This is a genomic window from Cupriavidus sp. 05T42, assembly GCF_056396345.1.
The window spans coordinates 257,018-273,022 of sequence record NZ_JBFTLH010000007.1 but is presented as its reverse complement, the minus strand read 5'-3'; the positions used below and the strand labels follow the sequence as shown (position 1 = coordinate 273,022).

Sequence of the window (16,005 nt, the reverse complement as noted above, 5' to 3'; positions counted from 1 at the left end):
GCCCCGCCCGCCGCGACGCCACCGCAGCAGCCCGCGCCCGGCGCCGGTGCGCCGGTGGCGCTGCTGCCCTATGGCGGCCCGCCCGCCGCGCCCGCGCAGGCCCCGAGCKCCKCGATCCTGGCAGAACTGACGCGCCCGACCATCTTTCCGCTGACTACCGGCGTACCGGCGCAGCCAGCGCGCGGCCATGGCGCCGACGCAGGGAGCCAGGCCGGCCAACCGGGCCAGCCCGCCGGCGCCACGCCCGGCCAGGCCACGCCCTCGACACCGGCCGCCGAACAGCGCCGTGCCGCGCACGCCAATGCGGCGGCGCATGCTTACCAGATCACGGCCGAGGTGTCGCACGAAGGCCACCATATCGCCCAGGCCCAGCGCGCGGCGATCATCGCCAGCTGGAATGCGCCCGACCAGCCCGCCGCCGCGCCGCAGCCAGACGTCGGCCCGCCAGTCCACCCGGCCAGCGAAGGCGTGGTGCGCCACCAGCTCGAGCTGCTCGCCACGCAGCAGTTCCGCTGGACCGTGGAAGCCTGGCCCGGCATGCCGATGGACTGGGAAGTCACGCGCGAGCAGCAAGGTGAGCACTCGCCTACCTCGGCAGATGCCGCGACCTGGAGCACCCGGCTGCGGCTGGATCTGCCCCGGCTCGGGCATGTCGATGCCGTGCTGACTCTCGGCGCGCACGGTCTGGAAGCGCGACTGGTGGCCGATGACCGCGCCACCGCTGGCCGTCTGGCCGAAGCAGGCGCTGACTTCCGCGGCCAGCTCGAAGCCCACGGCATCTCCCTGCTGAACCTCAACGTCAGCGCAGCCACCGAGGTGGAAGCGCGCCTGGACGCCATTCCCGCAGCCCAGTCATGAGCGAGAACGATCCGAACCGCGGCGCCGCCGTCGCGCTCTCCTACCAGTCCGCCGACAAGGCCCCGCGCGTGGTGGCCAAGGGCTACGGCCTGTCCGCCGAAGCCATCATCGCGCGTGCCCGCGAGGCCGGCGTCTACGTGCACGGCTCCCCGGCGCTGGTCAACCTGCTGATGCAGGTGGACCTCGACAGCCAGATTCCCCCGCAGCTCTATGTAGCCGTGGCCGAGTTGCTGGTCTGGCTGCACCGGATGGAGCAGCCGGATGCGGCGGCATCCCTTCCGGCCCTCACCTGACCCCGCCTGACCCTCATCTGACCCGGTCCCCGAGGCGCCGAAAACGGCACCCCCGCTGAAATAGCGCCAATTTCGGCCCGTGTTCCGGCCGATGGCGCGGAACGTCCCTTGTTACTGTGCATGCATCGATCAGCCCGTCTGCTGTCCGGGCTGACACCGCGCCTTTGCAAAGCACAACGCCATGACCAAGAACGTTTCGAGTCCCGCGCAGCGGACGATCCAGCAGGCCTGGACTGCCTACAACGCCAGCAAGTATGCGGAAGCGCTGAAGCTCGCCCGCGCCGCCAAGCGCAGCGCCGGCACGCTCCCCGAACCGTATTACATCGAATCGCTGTGCCTGTCCGGCATGAACCATAGCGAGGAAGCCAAGCGGCTGGCGGAAGCCGGCATGAAGCGCTTCCCGAACCATCCGGGCTTCCTGGGCCTGGTCGGCGCGCTCGACGTGGCACTGGAAAACTACGCCGCCGGCATTCCGCTGCTCCAGCGCAGCCTGGAACTCCAGCCTGGCTCGGCCCATCTGTGGCAGGTGCTCGGCACGGCCATGTTCTATACCGGCGACTATTACGGCGCCCGCCTGGCCGGCGAGAAAGCCGCCGCGCTGCTGCCGAACGACCCGGTGGCGGTGGGCAACTACGCCTCGGCGCTGCGCGAATCGGGCAGCACCATCGAAGCCATTCCGGTGTTCCGCCGCGCCTGCGCGCTGGACCCGCTGCAGCGCGTGAACCGCTCCAACCTGCTGTTCTCGCTGCTCTACGACGAAACCATCGGCGCCKAGGAACTGCGCCGCGAGGCCACCGACTGGGCCCGCACGCTGGCCCGCACGCCCGTCGAAGCCCCGGCCTTGCAGGCCAGCCAGGGCGAGCGGATCCGCATCGGCATCCTGTCGAACGACTTGCGCCGCCATGCCTGCGCCTACTTCCTGATCCCGCTGATCGCCAACCTGGACCGCACGCGCTTCGAGGTGCACCTGTTCTCGCTGTCGAACGTCAACGACAACATCACCAGGAAGATCCGCGTCTACGCGGAAGGCTTCCACGACCTCTACAGGATGTCCGAGGCCGAGGTGGTCAAGGCCGTGCGCGCGCAGCGCTGCGACGTGATGATCGACCTGGGCGGCTACACGGGCGCCTCGCCGCTGACCTACATGGTCCACCGCCTGGCCCCGAAGCAGCTGACGTGGCTGGGCTACCCCGGCACCACCGGCATGGAACAGATCGAGTACCGCGTGACCGACTGGACCGCMGATCCGGAGGGCTTCGACCACAACTACACGGAAACACTGCTCCGTGCGCCGGTGTTCAGCGCCTACCACCCGATCGTCACCAACCCGCTGAAGATCTACGACCCGCAGTTCCGCGTGCAGCCGACCCCGGCGCTGAACAACGGCTACATCACGTTTGGCTCGTGCAACACCATCGCCAAGCTGGGTCCCAAGACCATGCGGCTGTGGAGCGCCGTGCTGGCACGCTGCCCGAACGCCCGCATGCTGGTGGAAGCCACCGGCTGCGACCGCGACAACGTGCGCGAGATGCTCTACGAGCGCATGGTCGCCCATGGCATCGACACCAGCCGTGTGGAGCTGATCAACCGTGACGGCGCCGCGCAGTACGTGACCTACAACCGCATCGACATCGCGCTGGACACCGCGCCCGTCACCGGCGGCACCACCACCTGCGACGCCATCTGGATGGGCGTGCCCGTGGTGACCTTCTCCGGCGACACCTTCCACCAGCGCGTGTCGGCCCCGTTCCTGCACGCCGCCGGCCTGGACGACCTGATCTGCGAGACCGAGGCCCAGTACGTCGACGTGGCCTGTGCCCTGGCTTCGGACGTGCAGCAGCTCAACKAGATCCGCATGTCGATCCGTCCGCGTGCCGAGCAGAGCGAGATGTTCGACGCGCAGCGCTTCGCCGCCTGGTTCGAGGACCAGTTGACCGAGATCTGCAGCGAGACCAAGCCGATTCCCGCCCGCACCGAACCGCGCCGCTCCGGCCTGTTCTTCGCCGGCGCGTGGTATCCCGCCGAGGACCTCGTGATGTCGGTGGCCGCTCACATCCACCTGAAGGAATGGGTGCCGCTGCTCAACGTGCTGGAGAACCTGACGTCCACCTGGTACCGCAACTGGGTGGTGGCCTACGGCCTGGCCGAATTCAAGTACCACAACGGCGAGGCTGACGCGGCCATCGACCTGCTGGTGGAAGCCATCGGCATGCGCCCGTACGCGCTGCCGCTGTACCGCAAGCTGGCGCTCTGGCTCGACGAACTCGGCCTGGACAAGTCCGCGCTCGCCCAGTTGCTGGACGAGCAGTTCGGCCTGGCGCTGGAAGTGCTGGAAGCCTCCCCACCGCCTACCGTGTTCGAGGTGATCGGCATCGAGGTGGCTACGCAGGCCGCCCCCGAAGCCGCCGCCGAGGAGGTGGCAGCATGAAGGCCGTCATCCTGGCCGGGGGCCTGGGCACCCGCATCTCCGAGGAATCGCACCTGCGGCCGAAGCCGATGATCGAGATCGGCGGCAAGCCCATCCTCTGGCACATCATGAAGATGTACTCGGCGCACGGCGTGAACGAGTTCGTGATCTGCCTGGGCTACAAGGGCTACGTCATCAAGGAATACTTCGCCAACTACTTCCTGCACATGTCCGACGTCACGTTCGACATGCGCGAGAACCGCATGGCCGTGCACCACCGCAAGGCCGAGCCGTGGAGCGTGACGCTGGTCGATACCGGCGAGGACTCGATGACCGGCGGCCGCCTGCGCCGCGTGCGCGAGTACCTGACGCCCGGAGAGCCGTTCTGCTTCACCTACGGCGACGGCGTGTCCGACATCGACATCACGGCCGAGATCGCGTTCCACCGCGAGCACGGCCGCCGTGCCACCGTGGCCGCCGTGCAGCCGCCGGGCCGCTACGGCGCGCTCGAGCGCGACAACGACAAGGTGTGCGGCTTCACCGAGAAGCCGCGCGGCGATGGCGCGTGGATCAACGGCGGGTTCTTCATCCTGCACCCGGAAGTGCTCGACCTGATTCCGGACGACACCACGAGCTGGGAAGAAGCGCCGATGCGCCAACTCGCCCGCTCCGGCCAGATGGCCGCGTTCGAACATACCGGTTTCTGGCAGCCGATGGACACGCTGCGCGAGAAGAACCTGCTGGAAGACCTCTGGCAATCCGGCAAGGCGCCCTGGAAGCGCTGGTAATGGTGTCGACTGCTTCCCCGTCGGCGGCGCTTTCCGCCTTCGCAGGCCGGCGCGTCTTCGTGACCGGGCACACCGGTTTCAAGGGCGCCTGGCTGGCGCTGCTGCTCGCGCGGCTGGATGCGCGCGTCAGCGGCTACGCCCTCGCCCCGAACACCACGCCGAGCCTGTTCGACGCCGCGCGCGTGGCGCCGGCGCTMGCGCAGCATACGGTGGGCGATGTCCGCGATGCCGCCGCGCTCACGCGCGCGCTGCACGCGGCCGAACCCGAGATCGTGCTGCACCTGGCGGCGCAGCCGCTCGTGCGCGCGAGCTACCGCGACCCGGCCGAGACGTGGTCCACCAACGTCATGGGCACGGTCAACCTGCTCGACGCGGTGCGCACCTGCCCGTCCGTGCGCGCGGTCATCGTGGTCACCACCGACAAGTGCTACGACAACAAGGAATGGCTCTGGGGCTACCGCGAGACCGATCCGCTCGGCGGCCATGACCCCTATAGCGCGAGCAAGGCCGGCACCGAACTCGTGGCCGCCAGCTATCGCAAGTCGTTCCTGGCCGAGCGTGGCGTGCTGCTCGCCACCGCGCGCGCCGGCAATGTGATCGGCGGCGGCGACTGGTCCGAGGACCGCCTGATTCCCGACGCCGCGCGCGCTGCCGCCCGTAGCGCCACGCTTGAGATCCGCAGCCCACAGGCGACGCGGCCGTGGCAGCACGTGCTGGAAGCGCTGCACGGCTACCTGCTGCTGGGCGCCCGGCTGCTGGCCGGCGACGCCGCGCTGGCCACCGCCTTCAACTTTGGCCCGGAAGCGCGCGACAACCTCCCGGTAGCGCGCGTGCTGGGCGGATTGCAGCAACACTGGCCGGAACTCCAGTGGGCGCATTGCCCGCCACCGGGCGCTGCGCCGCACGAGGCCCGCAACCTGTACCTCGATTCCTCCCAGGCGCACACGCTGCTGGGCTGGCAATCGCGCTGGACGCTGGACGAGGCGCTGGCCGCCACCGCACGCTGGTATCGCACCGTCCAGCACGAGCCGGGCCAGGCCCGCGCCATCACCGAACAACAGATCGAGCAATTCTGCGCATGACCACTGCTGCCACCGCTCCTACCCCCTGCTGCCGCGCCTGCGGCGCACCGCTGACGCAAACCGTCGTGGACCTCGGCCTGTCGCCGGTCTCCAATGCCTTCATCCGGCCGGAGCACATCGCACAGGGCGAGATGTTCTATCCGCTGCACGCCATGGTGTGCCACAAGTGCTGGCTCGTGCAGCTGCGCGACGCCACGCCGGCGGAAACCCATTTCCACGACGACTACGTCTACTTCTCGTCGTTCTCCACCTCGTGGCTCGAACACGCCCGCCGCTACGTGACGGCGATGACCGAGCGCTTCGACCTGACACCGGCGAGCAGCGTGATGGAGCTCGCCAGCAACGACGGCTACCTGCTCCAGTACTTTCACCAGAACGGCGTGCCGTGCCTKGGCATCGAGCCTTCCGCCAATACCGGCGAAGCCGCGCGCGCCAAGGGCATCGACAGCCGCGAGCTGTTCTTCGGCGAGCGCACCGCGCGCGCGCTGCGCGTGGAAGGCTGGGAGGTGGACCTGCTGCTCGGCAACAACGTGCTGGCCCACGTGCCGGACATCAACGACTTCGTGGGCGGCATGCCGATCGTGCTGAAGCCGGAAGGCGTGATCACGCTCGAGTTCCCGCACCTGCTGCGCCTGCTCGAACAGAACCAGTTCGACACGCTGTACCACGAGCACTATTCCTACCTGTCGCTGACGGCGCTGGTGCCGATCCTCGCCCGCGCCGGGCTGCGCGTGTTCGACATCGAGCACCTGCCCACGCACGGCGGCAGCCTGCGCCTGTTTGCCTGCCACCAGGCCTCGCGCCGCGCCACCACGCCGGCCGTGCAGGCCTGCCTGGATGAGGAGGTCGCCGGCGGCCTGACTTCGCCGGACCGCTACGCCCGCTTTGCCGAGCGCGTGCGCCAGGCCAAGCGCGACCTGCTGGCCTTCCTGATCGAGGCGCGCCGCGCCGGCAAGCGCGTGGCCGCCTACGGCGCCGCCGCCAAGGGCAACACACTGCTGAACTACTGCGGCATCGACGCCGACCTGATCGAGTACGTGGTGGACCGCAACCCGGCCAAGCAGAACAAGCTGCTGCCCGGCACGCGCATTCCGGTGCGCTCGCCCGATTCCATCTACGCCAGCCGGCCCGACTACCTGGTGATCCTGCCGTGGAACATCAAGGACGAGGTGATCGAGCAGATGGCCGGCATCCGCGCCTGGGGCGGCCGCTTCGTGGTGCCCATTCCCGATACCGTGGTCCTGCCGTGATCTTCACCCCGACCCGCATCGCCGGCGCCTGGCTGGTGGACCCCGAACCGCTGCCCGACGCGCGAGGCTTTTTCGCGCGCACGGTCTGCGTGGCGGCGTTCGCCGAGCACGGCCTCGACGCGCACTTCGTGCAGCAGAGCGTCTCGCGCAACACGCGCGCCGGCATCCTGCGCGGCATGCACTTCCAGACCGGCGCGCATGCCGAGGACAAGCTCGTGCGCGTGACCACCGGCGCGGTGTACGACGTGATCCTCGACCTGCGCCGCGCGTCCACCACCTACCTGCAATGGCAGGCCGTGGAGCTGTCGGCGGACAACCAGCGGGCGATCTACATCCCGAAGGGCGTCGCACACGGGTTCCAGACCCGCACGGCGCTCTCCGAGGTGTTCTACCAGATGACGGTGCCGTTCGCGCCCGGCAGCAGTGCCGGCGTACGCTGGGACGACCCCGCCATCGGCATTGACTGGCCAGACTGCGCGGACCGCATGGTCTCCGCGAAGGACCTGGCGCTTCCCCTGCTCGCCGGGCTTGGCGAGCATTGACAACCCCTTTTATTCGATCCTGACAATCCAAGCGGAGCCACCCATGACGACTGAACATCTGCAAAAGCTGTCCGACGCCCTGCGCACGGTGGGCGGCAGCGCCGCCGCCCGCGACAAGGTCATCGCCCTGTGCAAGAGCATCGAGCAAGACCTGGACGCCTACGAAGGCAGCGTGCGTGACGACATTACCGGCCCGATCGTCGACGCCATGTACAACGAGCAGTCGCGCCTGCGCAAGACGCTGGCCGACGGCACGGTGTTCGAATTCCTGTACCGCACCAAGATCGCGCGCGACTTCCTGATGAGCACGCCGCCGCAGCCGGACCACGTGTGGGAGCCGCAGACCACCAAGCTGCTGCTGAAGCTGTGCKAGCGCGGCGGCCATGCCGTGGTGGGGGGCGCCTACTTCGGCGACCAGGTGATCCTGATGGCGCGCCGCCTGGCGCAGGCCGGCGGCACCTGCCACGCGTTCGAGCCGAATGCCGACCAGCTCGGCATGCTGCGCAACAACGCCTCGCTGAACCACGTGGAGAACATCCGAAGCTGGCGCCTGGGCCTGTGGTCGGACAGCACCACGCAACTACGCCTGGTGGGCCACGACTCATTCGCCCATGCCGAGCACACCGACGGCCCCGCCGATGACGACAGCTTCTCGACGATCACCATCGACGAATACTGCGCCCAGCAGAACGTGGACAAGCTCGGCCTGATCATGCTCGACATCGAAGGCGCCGAACTGAACGTGTTCAAGGGCGCGGCGAAGCAGCTGGCCCGCCCGGCCGGCGAAGCCCCGAACCTCGTGTTCGAAGTGCACCGCCACTACGTGGACTGGAGCGCCGGCCTGCAGAACGCCGAGATCATCCGCATGCTCACCGGCTTCGGCTACCAGGTCTACGCCGTGCGCGACTTCAACTCGAACGTGAACATGGAAGGCCGCCCCGTGGAGCTGGTGCCGGTGGACCAGGTCTACCTGGAAGGCCCGGCGCACGGCTTCAACATGGTGGCCGTGAAGGACCCGGCGCTGCTGGCGGGCAAGGACTTCGCGGTCGTGCCGGGCGTGAGCCCCAAGCTGCTGTGGCACCGTGACCCGGCGCTCCACCATCCCGTCAACTGATCGACACCGAGGAAAGCAATGCGCTGTACGGTGATCGGCGGGGCCGGCTTTGTCGGCCGCCGCCTGGCGGACACGCTGCGGCGTGCCGGCCATGAGGTCTGGGTGCCCGCGCGCGGCGACCGCGCGCTCTTCACCCGGGACCTGGGCCATGTGTATTACTGCGCCGGCCTGACGGCCGACTTCGCGGCGCGCCCGTTCGACACCGTCACGGCGCACGTCTCGCTGCTGGCCGATGTGCTGCGCGCGAACCGCTTCGCGCATCTGGTCTACCTGTCTTCCACGCGACTCTACGACACCTCGCAGCTGCCCGTGGGCGACGAAGCCGCCGCGCTGACGCTGCAACCTGCCAGCCCGCGCGCGCTGTACGACCTGTCGAAGGGGCTGGGCGAGAACCTTTGCCTGACCGTGGCCGCCGGCCGCGCCGCCGTGGCGCGGCTCTCGTGCGTGTTCGACTGGGCGCCCGAAGCGCCGGGCTTCCTGTCCGAATGGCTGATCCGGGCCGCCACCGAGCGCGCGTTCACGCTCGACAGCGACGCCGGCTTCGTGCGCGACTACATCCACCTGGACGACGTGGTCGGCGCACTGACCGCGATGTCCACGGGCGGCGCGAGCGGCATCTTCAACCTGGCCAGCGGCGCCAATGTGTCCAACGGCGAGTTGGCCGAGGTCTTCAACCGGCTCGGCTGGGACATCGGGCTGACCCGCGCCTCGCCCGTGCAACGGGCCGCCGTGTGCAGCACCGAGGCACTGCGCGGCCTCGGCGTGGCCCCGCGCGACGTACGCGACGTTGTGGCGAGCTATCTGGAGGGGATCAAGCCATGGAACTGATCGGCCATACCCGCGAGTCGCTGGCCGCCTACACCTGCGCCCAGGTGGCCAACCTGGTGCCGGACGGCCGCCACGCGGCGCTGCTGCCCGTGGTGTCCCGGCACATGGACGAGGCCCTGACCCGCGTGGGCCACTGCATCGACGCCGTGCGCATGTGGCGCCCCGGCCAGTTCAACTACCTGCACTCGTCGCAGTACTGCCAGTACCTGTACTACCTCTCGAACACGATCTGGCGCAATGAGCGCCACGGCGAGGCCTGCACCAAGCTGTTCCTGCTCAACAAGGCCCTCAACGCGATCGACCTGTTCTACGAGATCGAGATGCCCGAGGTGTTCTTCATCGGCCACTCCGTCGGCATCGTGCTGGCCAAGGCCACCTACGGCAACTACCTCGTCCTGTACCAGAACTCCACCGTGGGCAAGAACCACGGCGTGGCCCCGGTCATCGGCGACGGCGTGGTCATGTACCCCAACACCGCCATCATCGGCCGCAGCCACGTCCGCAACGGCTCGGTGATCTCGCAGGGCGTCAGCGTGCTGAACCGCGACACCCCGGGCGACTGCCTGGTCTACGCCGGCGACGCCGGCGACCTGATCTGCAAGCCCGCCTACGAGCGGGCGGCGACGGAGTATTTCAGGGTCTGAGGGGGTGACAGACGGCAAAAAGGCCATGTCGCGGCAGCGCAACATGGCCTTTTTGTCGTTCCCGACCCACGCCCCAACCGCTGCACGGGTCGGAGAACTGCCATCAAACCGGCATATTCATCATTTCCTGGTACGCCGCCGCCAGGCGGTTGCGGACCTGGACGGCGGTCTGGAACGACACGTTGGCTTTCTGCATGTCGATCATCACGTCGTTCAGGGCCACGCCGGGCTTGCCCATTTCGAAGGCTTCGGCCTGGCCGTAGGCGCGGTCCTGCACGGCGTTCAGGCGTTGCATGGAGCGTTGCAGTTCGCCCGCGAAGCCTTCGGTGGAGGCCGCCGGGGCCTGGTTGGTGCTGCCGCCGCCAGCCACCTGCGCCAGGCCGCGCAGTTGCTGGAGCATGCCTTCAATCGAGGAGATCGTCATGACGCGTCCGGTTCTGTGAGAGGGGTTTCCGGAGCAACGCGCCTGATACATCACACGCAGTCCGTTTTCAGTGCTCGCACTGTACCCACCCCCGCTCCCGGCCCAAAGGATKAATTCGGCGGGAAAACCTAGCCTATTCAGCCGATTGTCCATCAGCCTTCTGGCCGATCATCGCTACCGTGCCGGATCTGGCGGATCCAAGCGTATCGACGCACCGCCCCGGCCTGTTATMAACCAGCGGGGAGTGCGCGTGTTTTTTCAGCAGCGTAATGTGAGCCAAGCCGAAATGATTAACGGCAGCCAAGGCGAAAGTGGCAAGGGCAGGACTAACCCTGCCGCGCCGGAGTCGCGCGCATGAACGCGGCAGCTACCCTGCCGAACGGCGCGGCACTGGTCGACAAGCTCAAGGCCAATCCGCGCCTGCCCATGATGCTGGGCGGGGCGGCACTGGTCGCGGCCATCGCCGTGGGCGTGATGTGGTCGCGCACGCCGGACTACAAGGTGCTGTACAGCAACCTGTCCGAGCGCGACGGCGGCGCCGTGGTGGCCTCCCTCCAGCAGATGAACGTGCCGTACAAGTTCGCCGAAGGCGGCGGTGCGCTGATGGTGCCGGCTGACAAGGTGCACGAAATGCGCCTCAAGCTGGCCAGCCAGGGCCTGCCGAAGAGCGGCAACACCGGCATGGAGCTGATGGACAACCAGAAGTTCGGCATCAGCCAGTTTGCCGAACAGGTCAACTACCAGCGTGGCCTGGAAGGCGAACTCGCCCGCTCGATCGAGTCGATCGGCGCCGTGCAGTCGGCCCGCGTGCACCTGGCCATCCCCAAGCCCACCCTGTTCGTGCGCGAGCGCCAGAAGCCCACCGCGTCGATCGTGCTGCAGCTCTACCCGGGCCGCGCCGTCGATGAAGGCCAGGTCGCCGCCATCAGCCACCTGGTTTCGTCCAGCGTGCCCGAACTCACGCCGAAGTCGATATCCATCGTCGACCAGCACGGCAACCTGCTCTCCGGCACCAACGACCGCTCGCTGGATGCCAGCCAGCTCAAGTTCGTGCAGCAGGTGGAACAGAACTACGTCAAGCGCGTGGAAGCCATCCTCGCGCCGATCCTCGGCAAGGACAACGTCCACGCCCAGGTCACCGCGGACGTGGACTTCTCGTCCGTCGAGCACACCGACGAAAGCTACAAGCCGAACCAGGACCCGACCAAGGCGGTCATCCGCAGCCAGCAGACCAGCGAGTCGAGCACGCAGGGCGCCACCCCCGTGGGCGGCGTGCCGGGCGCGCTGTCGAACCAGCCGCCGGCCGCCGCCGTGGCCCCGGTGACCACGCCGCAGCCGCCGCGCCAGCCGGGCCAGCCCAATCCGCCGGCCCAGGCCAACGCGAACCAGGCCACGCAGACCGCCGAGAAGACCGGCCCGAGCACCAGCCGCCGCGACGCCACCACCAACTACGAGGTGGACCGCGTGGTGCGTMACGTGCAGCAGGCTCCGGGCGGCGTGAAGCGCCTGTCGGTGGCCGTGGTCGTGAACTACCGCCAGAAGCTCGATGCCAAGGGCAAGCCGGTGACCGAGGCGCTGTCCGCCAAGGAACTGGCCCAGATCGAGAATCTGACCAAGGAAGCGATGGGCTACTCGGCCGACCGCGGCGACTCGCTGAACGTGGTCAACAGCCCGTTCACCGACAACGCGGAGAAGGAACCCGAGCTGCCGCTGTGGAAGCAACCGCAGATGATCGACCTGGCCAAGACCGGCGTCGGCTACCTGCTGCTGGCCATCCTGGCGATGTTCCTGTGGTTCAAGGTGGCGCGTCCGGTGCTGCGCAAGTACACCGCGCCGCCGCTGCCCGCGCCCTCCGAGACGACGGAAGCCAGCGAGGCCGTGCTCCTGCCGCCGGAAGAAGCCCAGAATCCGGAAGTCCTGCGCCTGGCCGCGAAGTACGAAAGCGATCTCGCCCTGGTGCGCGACGCCGCGCAACGCGACCCGCGCCTGGTCGCCAGCGTAATCAAGAATTGGATGGCCCATGACGAACGCCAGTAAGGGAATGCCCGAACAGGGCCTGCAGAAGAGCGCCATCCTGATGATGGCGATTGGCGAGGACGCTGCCGCCGAGGTTTTCAAGCATCTGTCGCCCCGTGAAGTGCAGGGGCTGGGTTCGGCGATGGCCAACCTGTCGTCGGTGACGCGCGAGGAAATGGCCGAGGTGCTGGCCGAGTTCCGCGGCGAGACCGAGCAGTACCTGGCGCTGAACGTGGACTCCAGCTCGTTCATCAAGAGCGTGCTGAACAAGGCGCTGGGCGAGGAACGCGCGCTGTCCGTGATCGAGGACATCCTGGAATCGCGCGATCCGGGCGGCGGCATCGACTCCCTGAACTGGATGGACGCCACCTCGGTGGCCGAGCTGATCAAGGACGAGCACCCGCAGATCATCGCTACCATCCTGATCCACCTGGACCGCCAGAAGTCGTCCGAAGTGCTGGGCTTCTTCACGGACCGCCTGCGCAACGACGTGATCCTGCGGATCGCCACGTTCGGCGGCGTGCAGCCGGGCGCGCTGCAGGAGCTGACCGACGTGCTGACCAAGCTGCTGGCCGGCCAGAGCCTGAAGCGCAGCCGCATGGGCGGCGTCCGCACGGCGGCCGAGATCATCAACCTGATGAGCACGGCCCACGAGGAAGCGGTCATCGACGGCGTGCGMACGCACGACACCGACCTGGCCCAGAAGATCATCGACGAGATGTTCCTGTTCGAGAACCTGCTGGAAGTGGACGACCGCGGCATCCAGCGCGTGCTCAAGGAAGTGGCTACCGAATCGCTCATCGTGGCGCTCAAGGGTGCCCAGCAGGAACTGCGCGACAAGTTCATCCGCAACATGTCCACCCGTGCCGGCGAGATGCTGCGCGAAGACCTGGAAGCGCTGGGACCAGTGCGTGTGTCGCAGGTGGAGGCCGAGCAGAAGGCCATCCTGCAGGTGGTGAGACGCCTGGCGGAATCGGGCGAAATCCAGATTGGCGGAGGCGACGATGCCTACGTTTGAGCGCGGCTTTGCCGCCAGCCGCGGGCCTGCCCGCGGCGACACCGGCACCAGCATCGGCAATGGCAGTGGCGCCGGTGCCAGCGACCCGTTCGACAACTTCAGCGCGTTCGAGCCGCCCAGCCCGGTGCGCGCCCGCTCGCGCGGGGACGCCTGGCAGCGCTGGCAGATGGTGTCGCTGGACCCGCGCGACGCGCTGAAGCGGGCGCTTGAGTCCGTCCAGCTCCCCGCCGAACCGCCGCCCCCGCCGTCCATCGATTTCGAAGCCCTGCATGCGATGCGCGAAGGCGCCCGCAAGGAAGGCTATGCGCAGGGCTACACCCAGGGCCAGACCCAGGGTTATGGCGACGGCCACCGCGAAGGCTATGCGCGCGGTCTGGAATCGGCCCGCAATGAAGCCGCCCGGCTGCAGGAGCTGGCCGGCAACTTCCGCGACGCGCTTGGCCGCGTGGATACCGAGATTGCCGACGCACTGGTCGGCCTGGCCCTCGATGTGGCCCGCCAGCTGGTCCGCAAGACCATGGAGACCGATCCCGCCGCGCTGCTACCCGCCGCGCGCGAACTGCTGGCGGCCGAGCCGCGGCTGTCCGGCTCGCCCTGCCTGCTGCTGAATCCCGAAGACGTGTCGCTGGTGGAAACCCACCTGGCCGGCGAACTGGAAGCCGCCGGCTGGACCGTGCGCGCCGACGCCACCGTGGCGCGCGGCGGCTGCATCGCCAGCGCCGCCAGCGGCGAACTGGACGCCAGCCTGGCCACCCGCTGGAGCCGTGTGATCAAGGCCCTGGGCCGCAACGACCCGTGGGAGCCCCCGCATGCATGACGCCCAGCCCGCCGCGCCGGCCCAGCCGATGCCCCCGTCGGCACCCGCCGATGTCGCTTCTGCCGCGCTGCACACCGCGCGCTGGCGCGACGCGCTGACCGGCGCCTCGGCAGGTATCGCCGAGGTGGACAGCAAGCGCGCCTGCGGCCGCCTGACGCGCGCCGCCGGGCTCGTGCTGGAAGCCGTGGGGCTGCGCATGCCGGTGGGCAGCGACTGCCTGATCGAACTGCCGGGCACGCAGCACGCCCATGGCGGCCCGCGCACGGCCGAGGCCGAAGTGGTCGGCTTTGGCGCCGACCGCCTCTACCTGATGCCGCAATCGGACGTGGCCGGCCTGGTGCCGGGCGCCCGTGTCTATCCGCTCGAACCGTCGCCGCAACCGTCCGGCATGGCTTCGCCGCGCGAACCCGGCTCGAAGCGCCTGCCGGTAGGCCACGGCCTGCTGGGCCGCGTGCTCGACGCCGCCGGTCGTCCGCTCGACGGCCTCGGCCCGATCACCGCCGCCACCGAAGTCCCGCTGGCCGGCCAGCAGATCAACCCGCTGATGCGCGCCCCGATCGAAACCGTGCTGGACACGGGCGTGCGCGCCATCAACGGCATGCTGACCGTGGGACGCGGCCAGCGCATGGGCCTGTTCGCCGGCTCCGGCGTGGGTAAGTCCGTGCTGCTGGGCATGATGGCCCGCTACACCAGCGCCGACGTGATCGTGGTCGGCCTGATCGGCGAACGCGGCCGCGAAGTGAAGGACTTCATCGAGAACATCCTGGGCGAAGAGGGCCGCAAGCGCTCGGTCGTGGTGGCCGCGCCGGCCGATACCTCGCCGCTGCTGCGCATGCAGGGTGCCGCCTACGCCACGCGCCTCGCCGAATATTTCCGCGACCAGGGCCAGCACGTGCTGCTGATCATGGACTCGCTCACCCGTTACGCGATGGCCCAGCGCGAGATCGCGCTGGCCATCGGCGAACCGCCCGCCACCAAGGGCTATCCGCCTTCGGTGTTCGCCAAGCTGCCCACGCTGGTGGAGCGCACCGGCAACGGCCCCGAGGGCGGCGGCTCCATCACCGCCTTCTACACCGTGCTGACCGAGGGCGATGACCAGCAGGACCCCATCGCCGATTCCGCCCGCGCGATTCTGGACGGCCACATCGTGCTGTCGCGGAGCCTGGCCGAGAGCGGCCACTATCCGGCCATCGACGTGGAAGCCTCGATCAGCCGCGCCATGACCGCGCTGATCGAGCCGCCGCAGTTCGCCTCCGTGCGGCGCTTCAAGCAACTGATGTCGCGCTACCAGCGCAACCGTGACCTGATCAGCGTGGGCGCCTACGTGCCCGGCAACGATCCGGAACTGGACCTCGCAATCCGCATGCACCCGCGCATGGAGTCGTTCCTGCAACAGGACATCCACGAGCGCGCGGACTACGAGGGTTCCATCGCCCGCCTGCACGATCTCTTCGAGAGGACGCACCATGGCTAAGCCCACCCCGCTCAACACGCTGGCCGAACTGGCCCAGGACAACACGGACAAGGCCACGCGCGAGCTGGGCCGGCTGCAGGGGCTGCGCACGCAGGCCGAGCAGCAGCTCCTGGCGCTGACCGAATACCGTCACGAGTACCGCACGCGCATGCAGGCCATCGCGGCGGAGGGCATGACCTCGGGGCGCTGGCAGGACTTCTCGCGCTTTCTCGACTCGCTCGACCACGCCATCCGCCAGCAGACCAGCGCGCTGGCCAAGGCCGAGGCCGACCTGCTGGCTGGCCGTGCCAACTGGCAGCAGCAGAAGCGCCGCCAGAACTCGTTCGACACGCTGATCACCCGCGCCGAAGTGCGCGAGCAGCAGGTCTCCGCGCGGCGCGAGCAGCGTTCCACTGACGAATACGCCGCCCGCATGGCCCGCCAGCCGGCCAGCGGCCAGAACTAACCTGC

Annotated in this window: 16 protein-coding genes; 15 read left to right on the top strand and 1 reads right to left on the bottom strand. The window is 68.7% G+C overall.

Translation table 11 applies throughout. The annotated features are described in order from the left end of the window. The 10 genes from fliK to AC1EJR_RS12475 all read left to right on the top strand — a co-directional run. Window positions 1-858, top strand: an 858-nt coding sequence (gene fliK, locus AC1EJR_RS12520) for a flagellar hook-length control protein FliK (protein WP_477147136.1), incomplete at its 5' end; no start/stop codon positions are given. Further along, window positions 855-1,151 (top strand): EscU/YscU/HrcU family type III secretion system export apparatus switch protein, encoded by a 297-nt coding sequence (locus AC1EJR_RS12515; RefSeq protein ID WP_092295452.1) that lies wholly within the window; start codon window positions 855-857, stop codon window positions 1,149-1,151. The genes fliK and AC1EJR_RS12515, both read left to right, overlap by 4 nt. Window positions 1,152-1,332: 181 nt before the next feature. Beyond that, window positions 1,333-3,579: an O-linked N-acetylglucosamine transferase, SPINDLY family protein gene (locus AC1EJR_RS12510; protein WP_477147135.1), complete on the top strand. Its 2,247-nt coding sequence runs from the start codon at window positions 1,333-1,335 to the stop codon at window positions 3,577-3,579. Next, window positions 3,576-4,346, top strand: coding sequence for a glucose-1-phosphate cytidylyltransferase (rfbF, locus tag AC1EJR_RS12505; RefSeq protein WP_092295458.1), 771 nt, complete (start codon window positions 3,576-3,578; stop codon window positions 4,344-4,346). The genes AC1EJR_RS12510 and rfbF overlap by 4 nt, the downstream gene beginning before the upstream one ends. Then, window positions 4,346-5,428, top strand: coding sequence for a CDP-glucose 4,6-dehydratase (rfbG, locus tag AC1EJR_RS12500; protein WP_092295461.1), 1,083 nt, complete (start codon window positions 4,346-4,348; stop codon window positions 5,426-5,428). The genes rfbF and rfbG overlap by 1 nt, the downstream gene beginning before the upstream one ends. Further along, window positions 5,425-6,678 carry a class I SAM-dependent methyltransferase gene (locus AC1EJR_RS12495; protein WP_092295464.1) on the top strand — a complete coding sequence of 418 codons (1,254 nt, stop codon included), beginning with the start codon at window positions 5,425-5,427 and terminating at the stop codon, window positions 6,676-6,678. The genes rfbG and AC1EJR_RS12495 overlap by 4 nt, the downstream gene beginning before the upstream one ends. Continuing rightward, window positions 6,675-7,220: a dTDP-4-dehydrorhamnose 3,5-epimerase gene (gene rfbC / locus AC1EJR_RS12490; protein ID WP_092295467.1), complete on the top strand. Its 546-nt coding sequence runs from the start codon at window positions 6,675-6,677 to the stop codon at window positions 7,218-7,220. The genes AC1EJR_RS12495 and rfbC overlap by 4 nt, the downstream gene beginning before the upstream one ends. Before the next feature lie 43 nt (window positions 7,221-7,263). Continuing rightward, window positions 7,264-8,334, top strand: coding sequence for an FkbM family methyltransferase (locus tag AC1EJR_RS12485; protein ID WP_477147134.1), 1,071 nt, complete (start codon window positions 7,264-7,266; stop codon window positions 8,332-8,334). Window positions 8,335-8,352: 18 nt separating this feature from the next. Beyond that, window positions 8,353-9,162: an NAD-dependent epimerase/dehydratase family protein gene (locus AC1EJR_RS12480; RefSeq protein ID WP_477110014.1), complete on the top strand. Its 810-nt coding sequence runs from the start codon at window positions 8,353-8,355 to the stop codon at window positions 9,160-9,162. Further along, on the top strand, window positions 9,153-9,806 hold the full coding sequence (locus AC1EJR_RS12475; protein ID WP_441645399.1) for an LbetaH domain-containing protein: 654 nt from the start codon (window positions 9,153-9,155) through the stop codon (window positions 9,804-9,806). The genes AC1EJR_RS12480 and AC1EJR_RS12475 overlap by 10 nt, the downstream gene beginning before the upstream one ends. A 103-nt stretch (window positions 9,807-9,909) precedes the next feature. On the opposite strand, the gene fliE is transcribed toward AC1EJR_RS12475, so the two are convergent. Then, the gene (fliE, locus tag AC1EJR_RS12470; protein WP_092295476.1) at window positions 9,910-10,230 is read right to left on the bottom strand and encodes a flagellar hook-basal body complex protein FliE; all 321 of its coding nucleotides are present in this window, start codon (window positions 10,228-10,230) and stop codon (window positions 9,910-9,912) included. 354 nt (window positions 10,231-10,584) lie between these two features. On the opposite strand from fliE, the gene fliF reads away from it, so the two are divergent. The 5 genes from fliF to fliJ are packed head-to-tail and all read left to right on the top strand — an operon-like array spanning window position 10,585 to window position 16,000. Next, window positions 10,585-12,267, top strand: a complete 1,683-nt coding sequence (gene fliF, locus AC1EJR_RS12465; protein WP_477147133.1) for a flagellar basal-body MS-ring/collar protein FliF — start codon at window positions 10,585-10,587, stop codon at window positions 12,265-12,267. Beyond that, window positions 12,251-13,264: a flagellar motor switch protein FliG gene (gene fliG / locus AC1EJR_RS12460; RefSeq protein ID WP_092295482.1), complete on the top strand. Its 1,014-nt coding sequence runs from the start codon at window positions 12,251-12,253 to the stop codon at window positions 13,262-13,264. Before fliF ends, fliG begins: the two co-directional genes overlap by 17 nt. Further along, entirely contained in the window at window positions 13,251-14,081 is an 831-nt protein-coding gene (gene fliH / locus AC1EJR_RS12455; RefSeq protein WP_092295485.1) for a flagellar assembly protein FliH, read from the top strand. Before fliG ends, fliH begins: the two co-directional genes overlap by 14 nt. After that, window positions 14,074-15,555, top strand: coding sequence for a flagellar protein export ATPase FliI (fliI, locus tag AC1EJR_RS12450; RefSeq protein WP_477113207.1), 1,482 nt, complete (start codon window positions 14,074-14,076; stop codon window positions 15,553-15,555). Before fliH ends, fliI begins: the two co-directional genes overlap by 8 nt. Beyond that, entirely contained in the window at window positions 15,548-16,000 is a 453-nt protein-coding gene (gene fliJ / locus AC1EJR_RS12445; RefSeq protein ID WP_092295488.1) for a flagellar export protein FliJ, read from the top strand. Before fliI ends, fliJ begins: the two co-directional genes overlap by 8 nt. Window positions 16,001-16,005 lie beyond the last annotated feature (5 nt).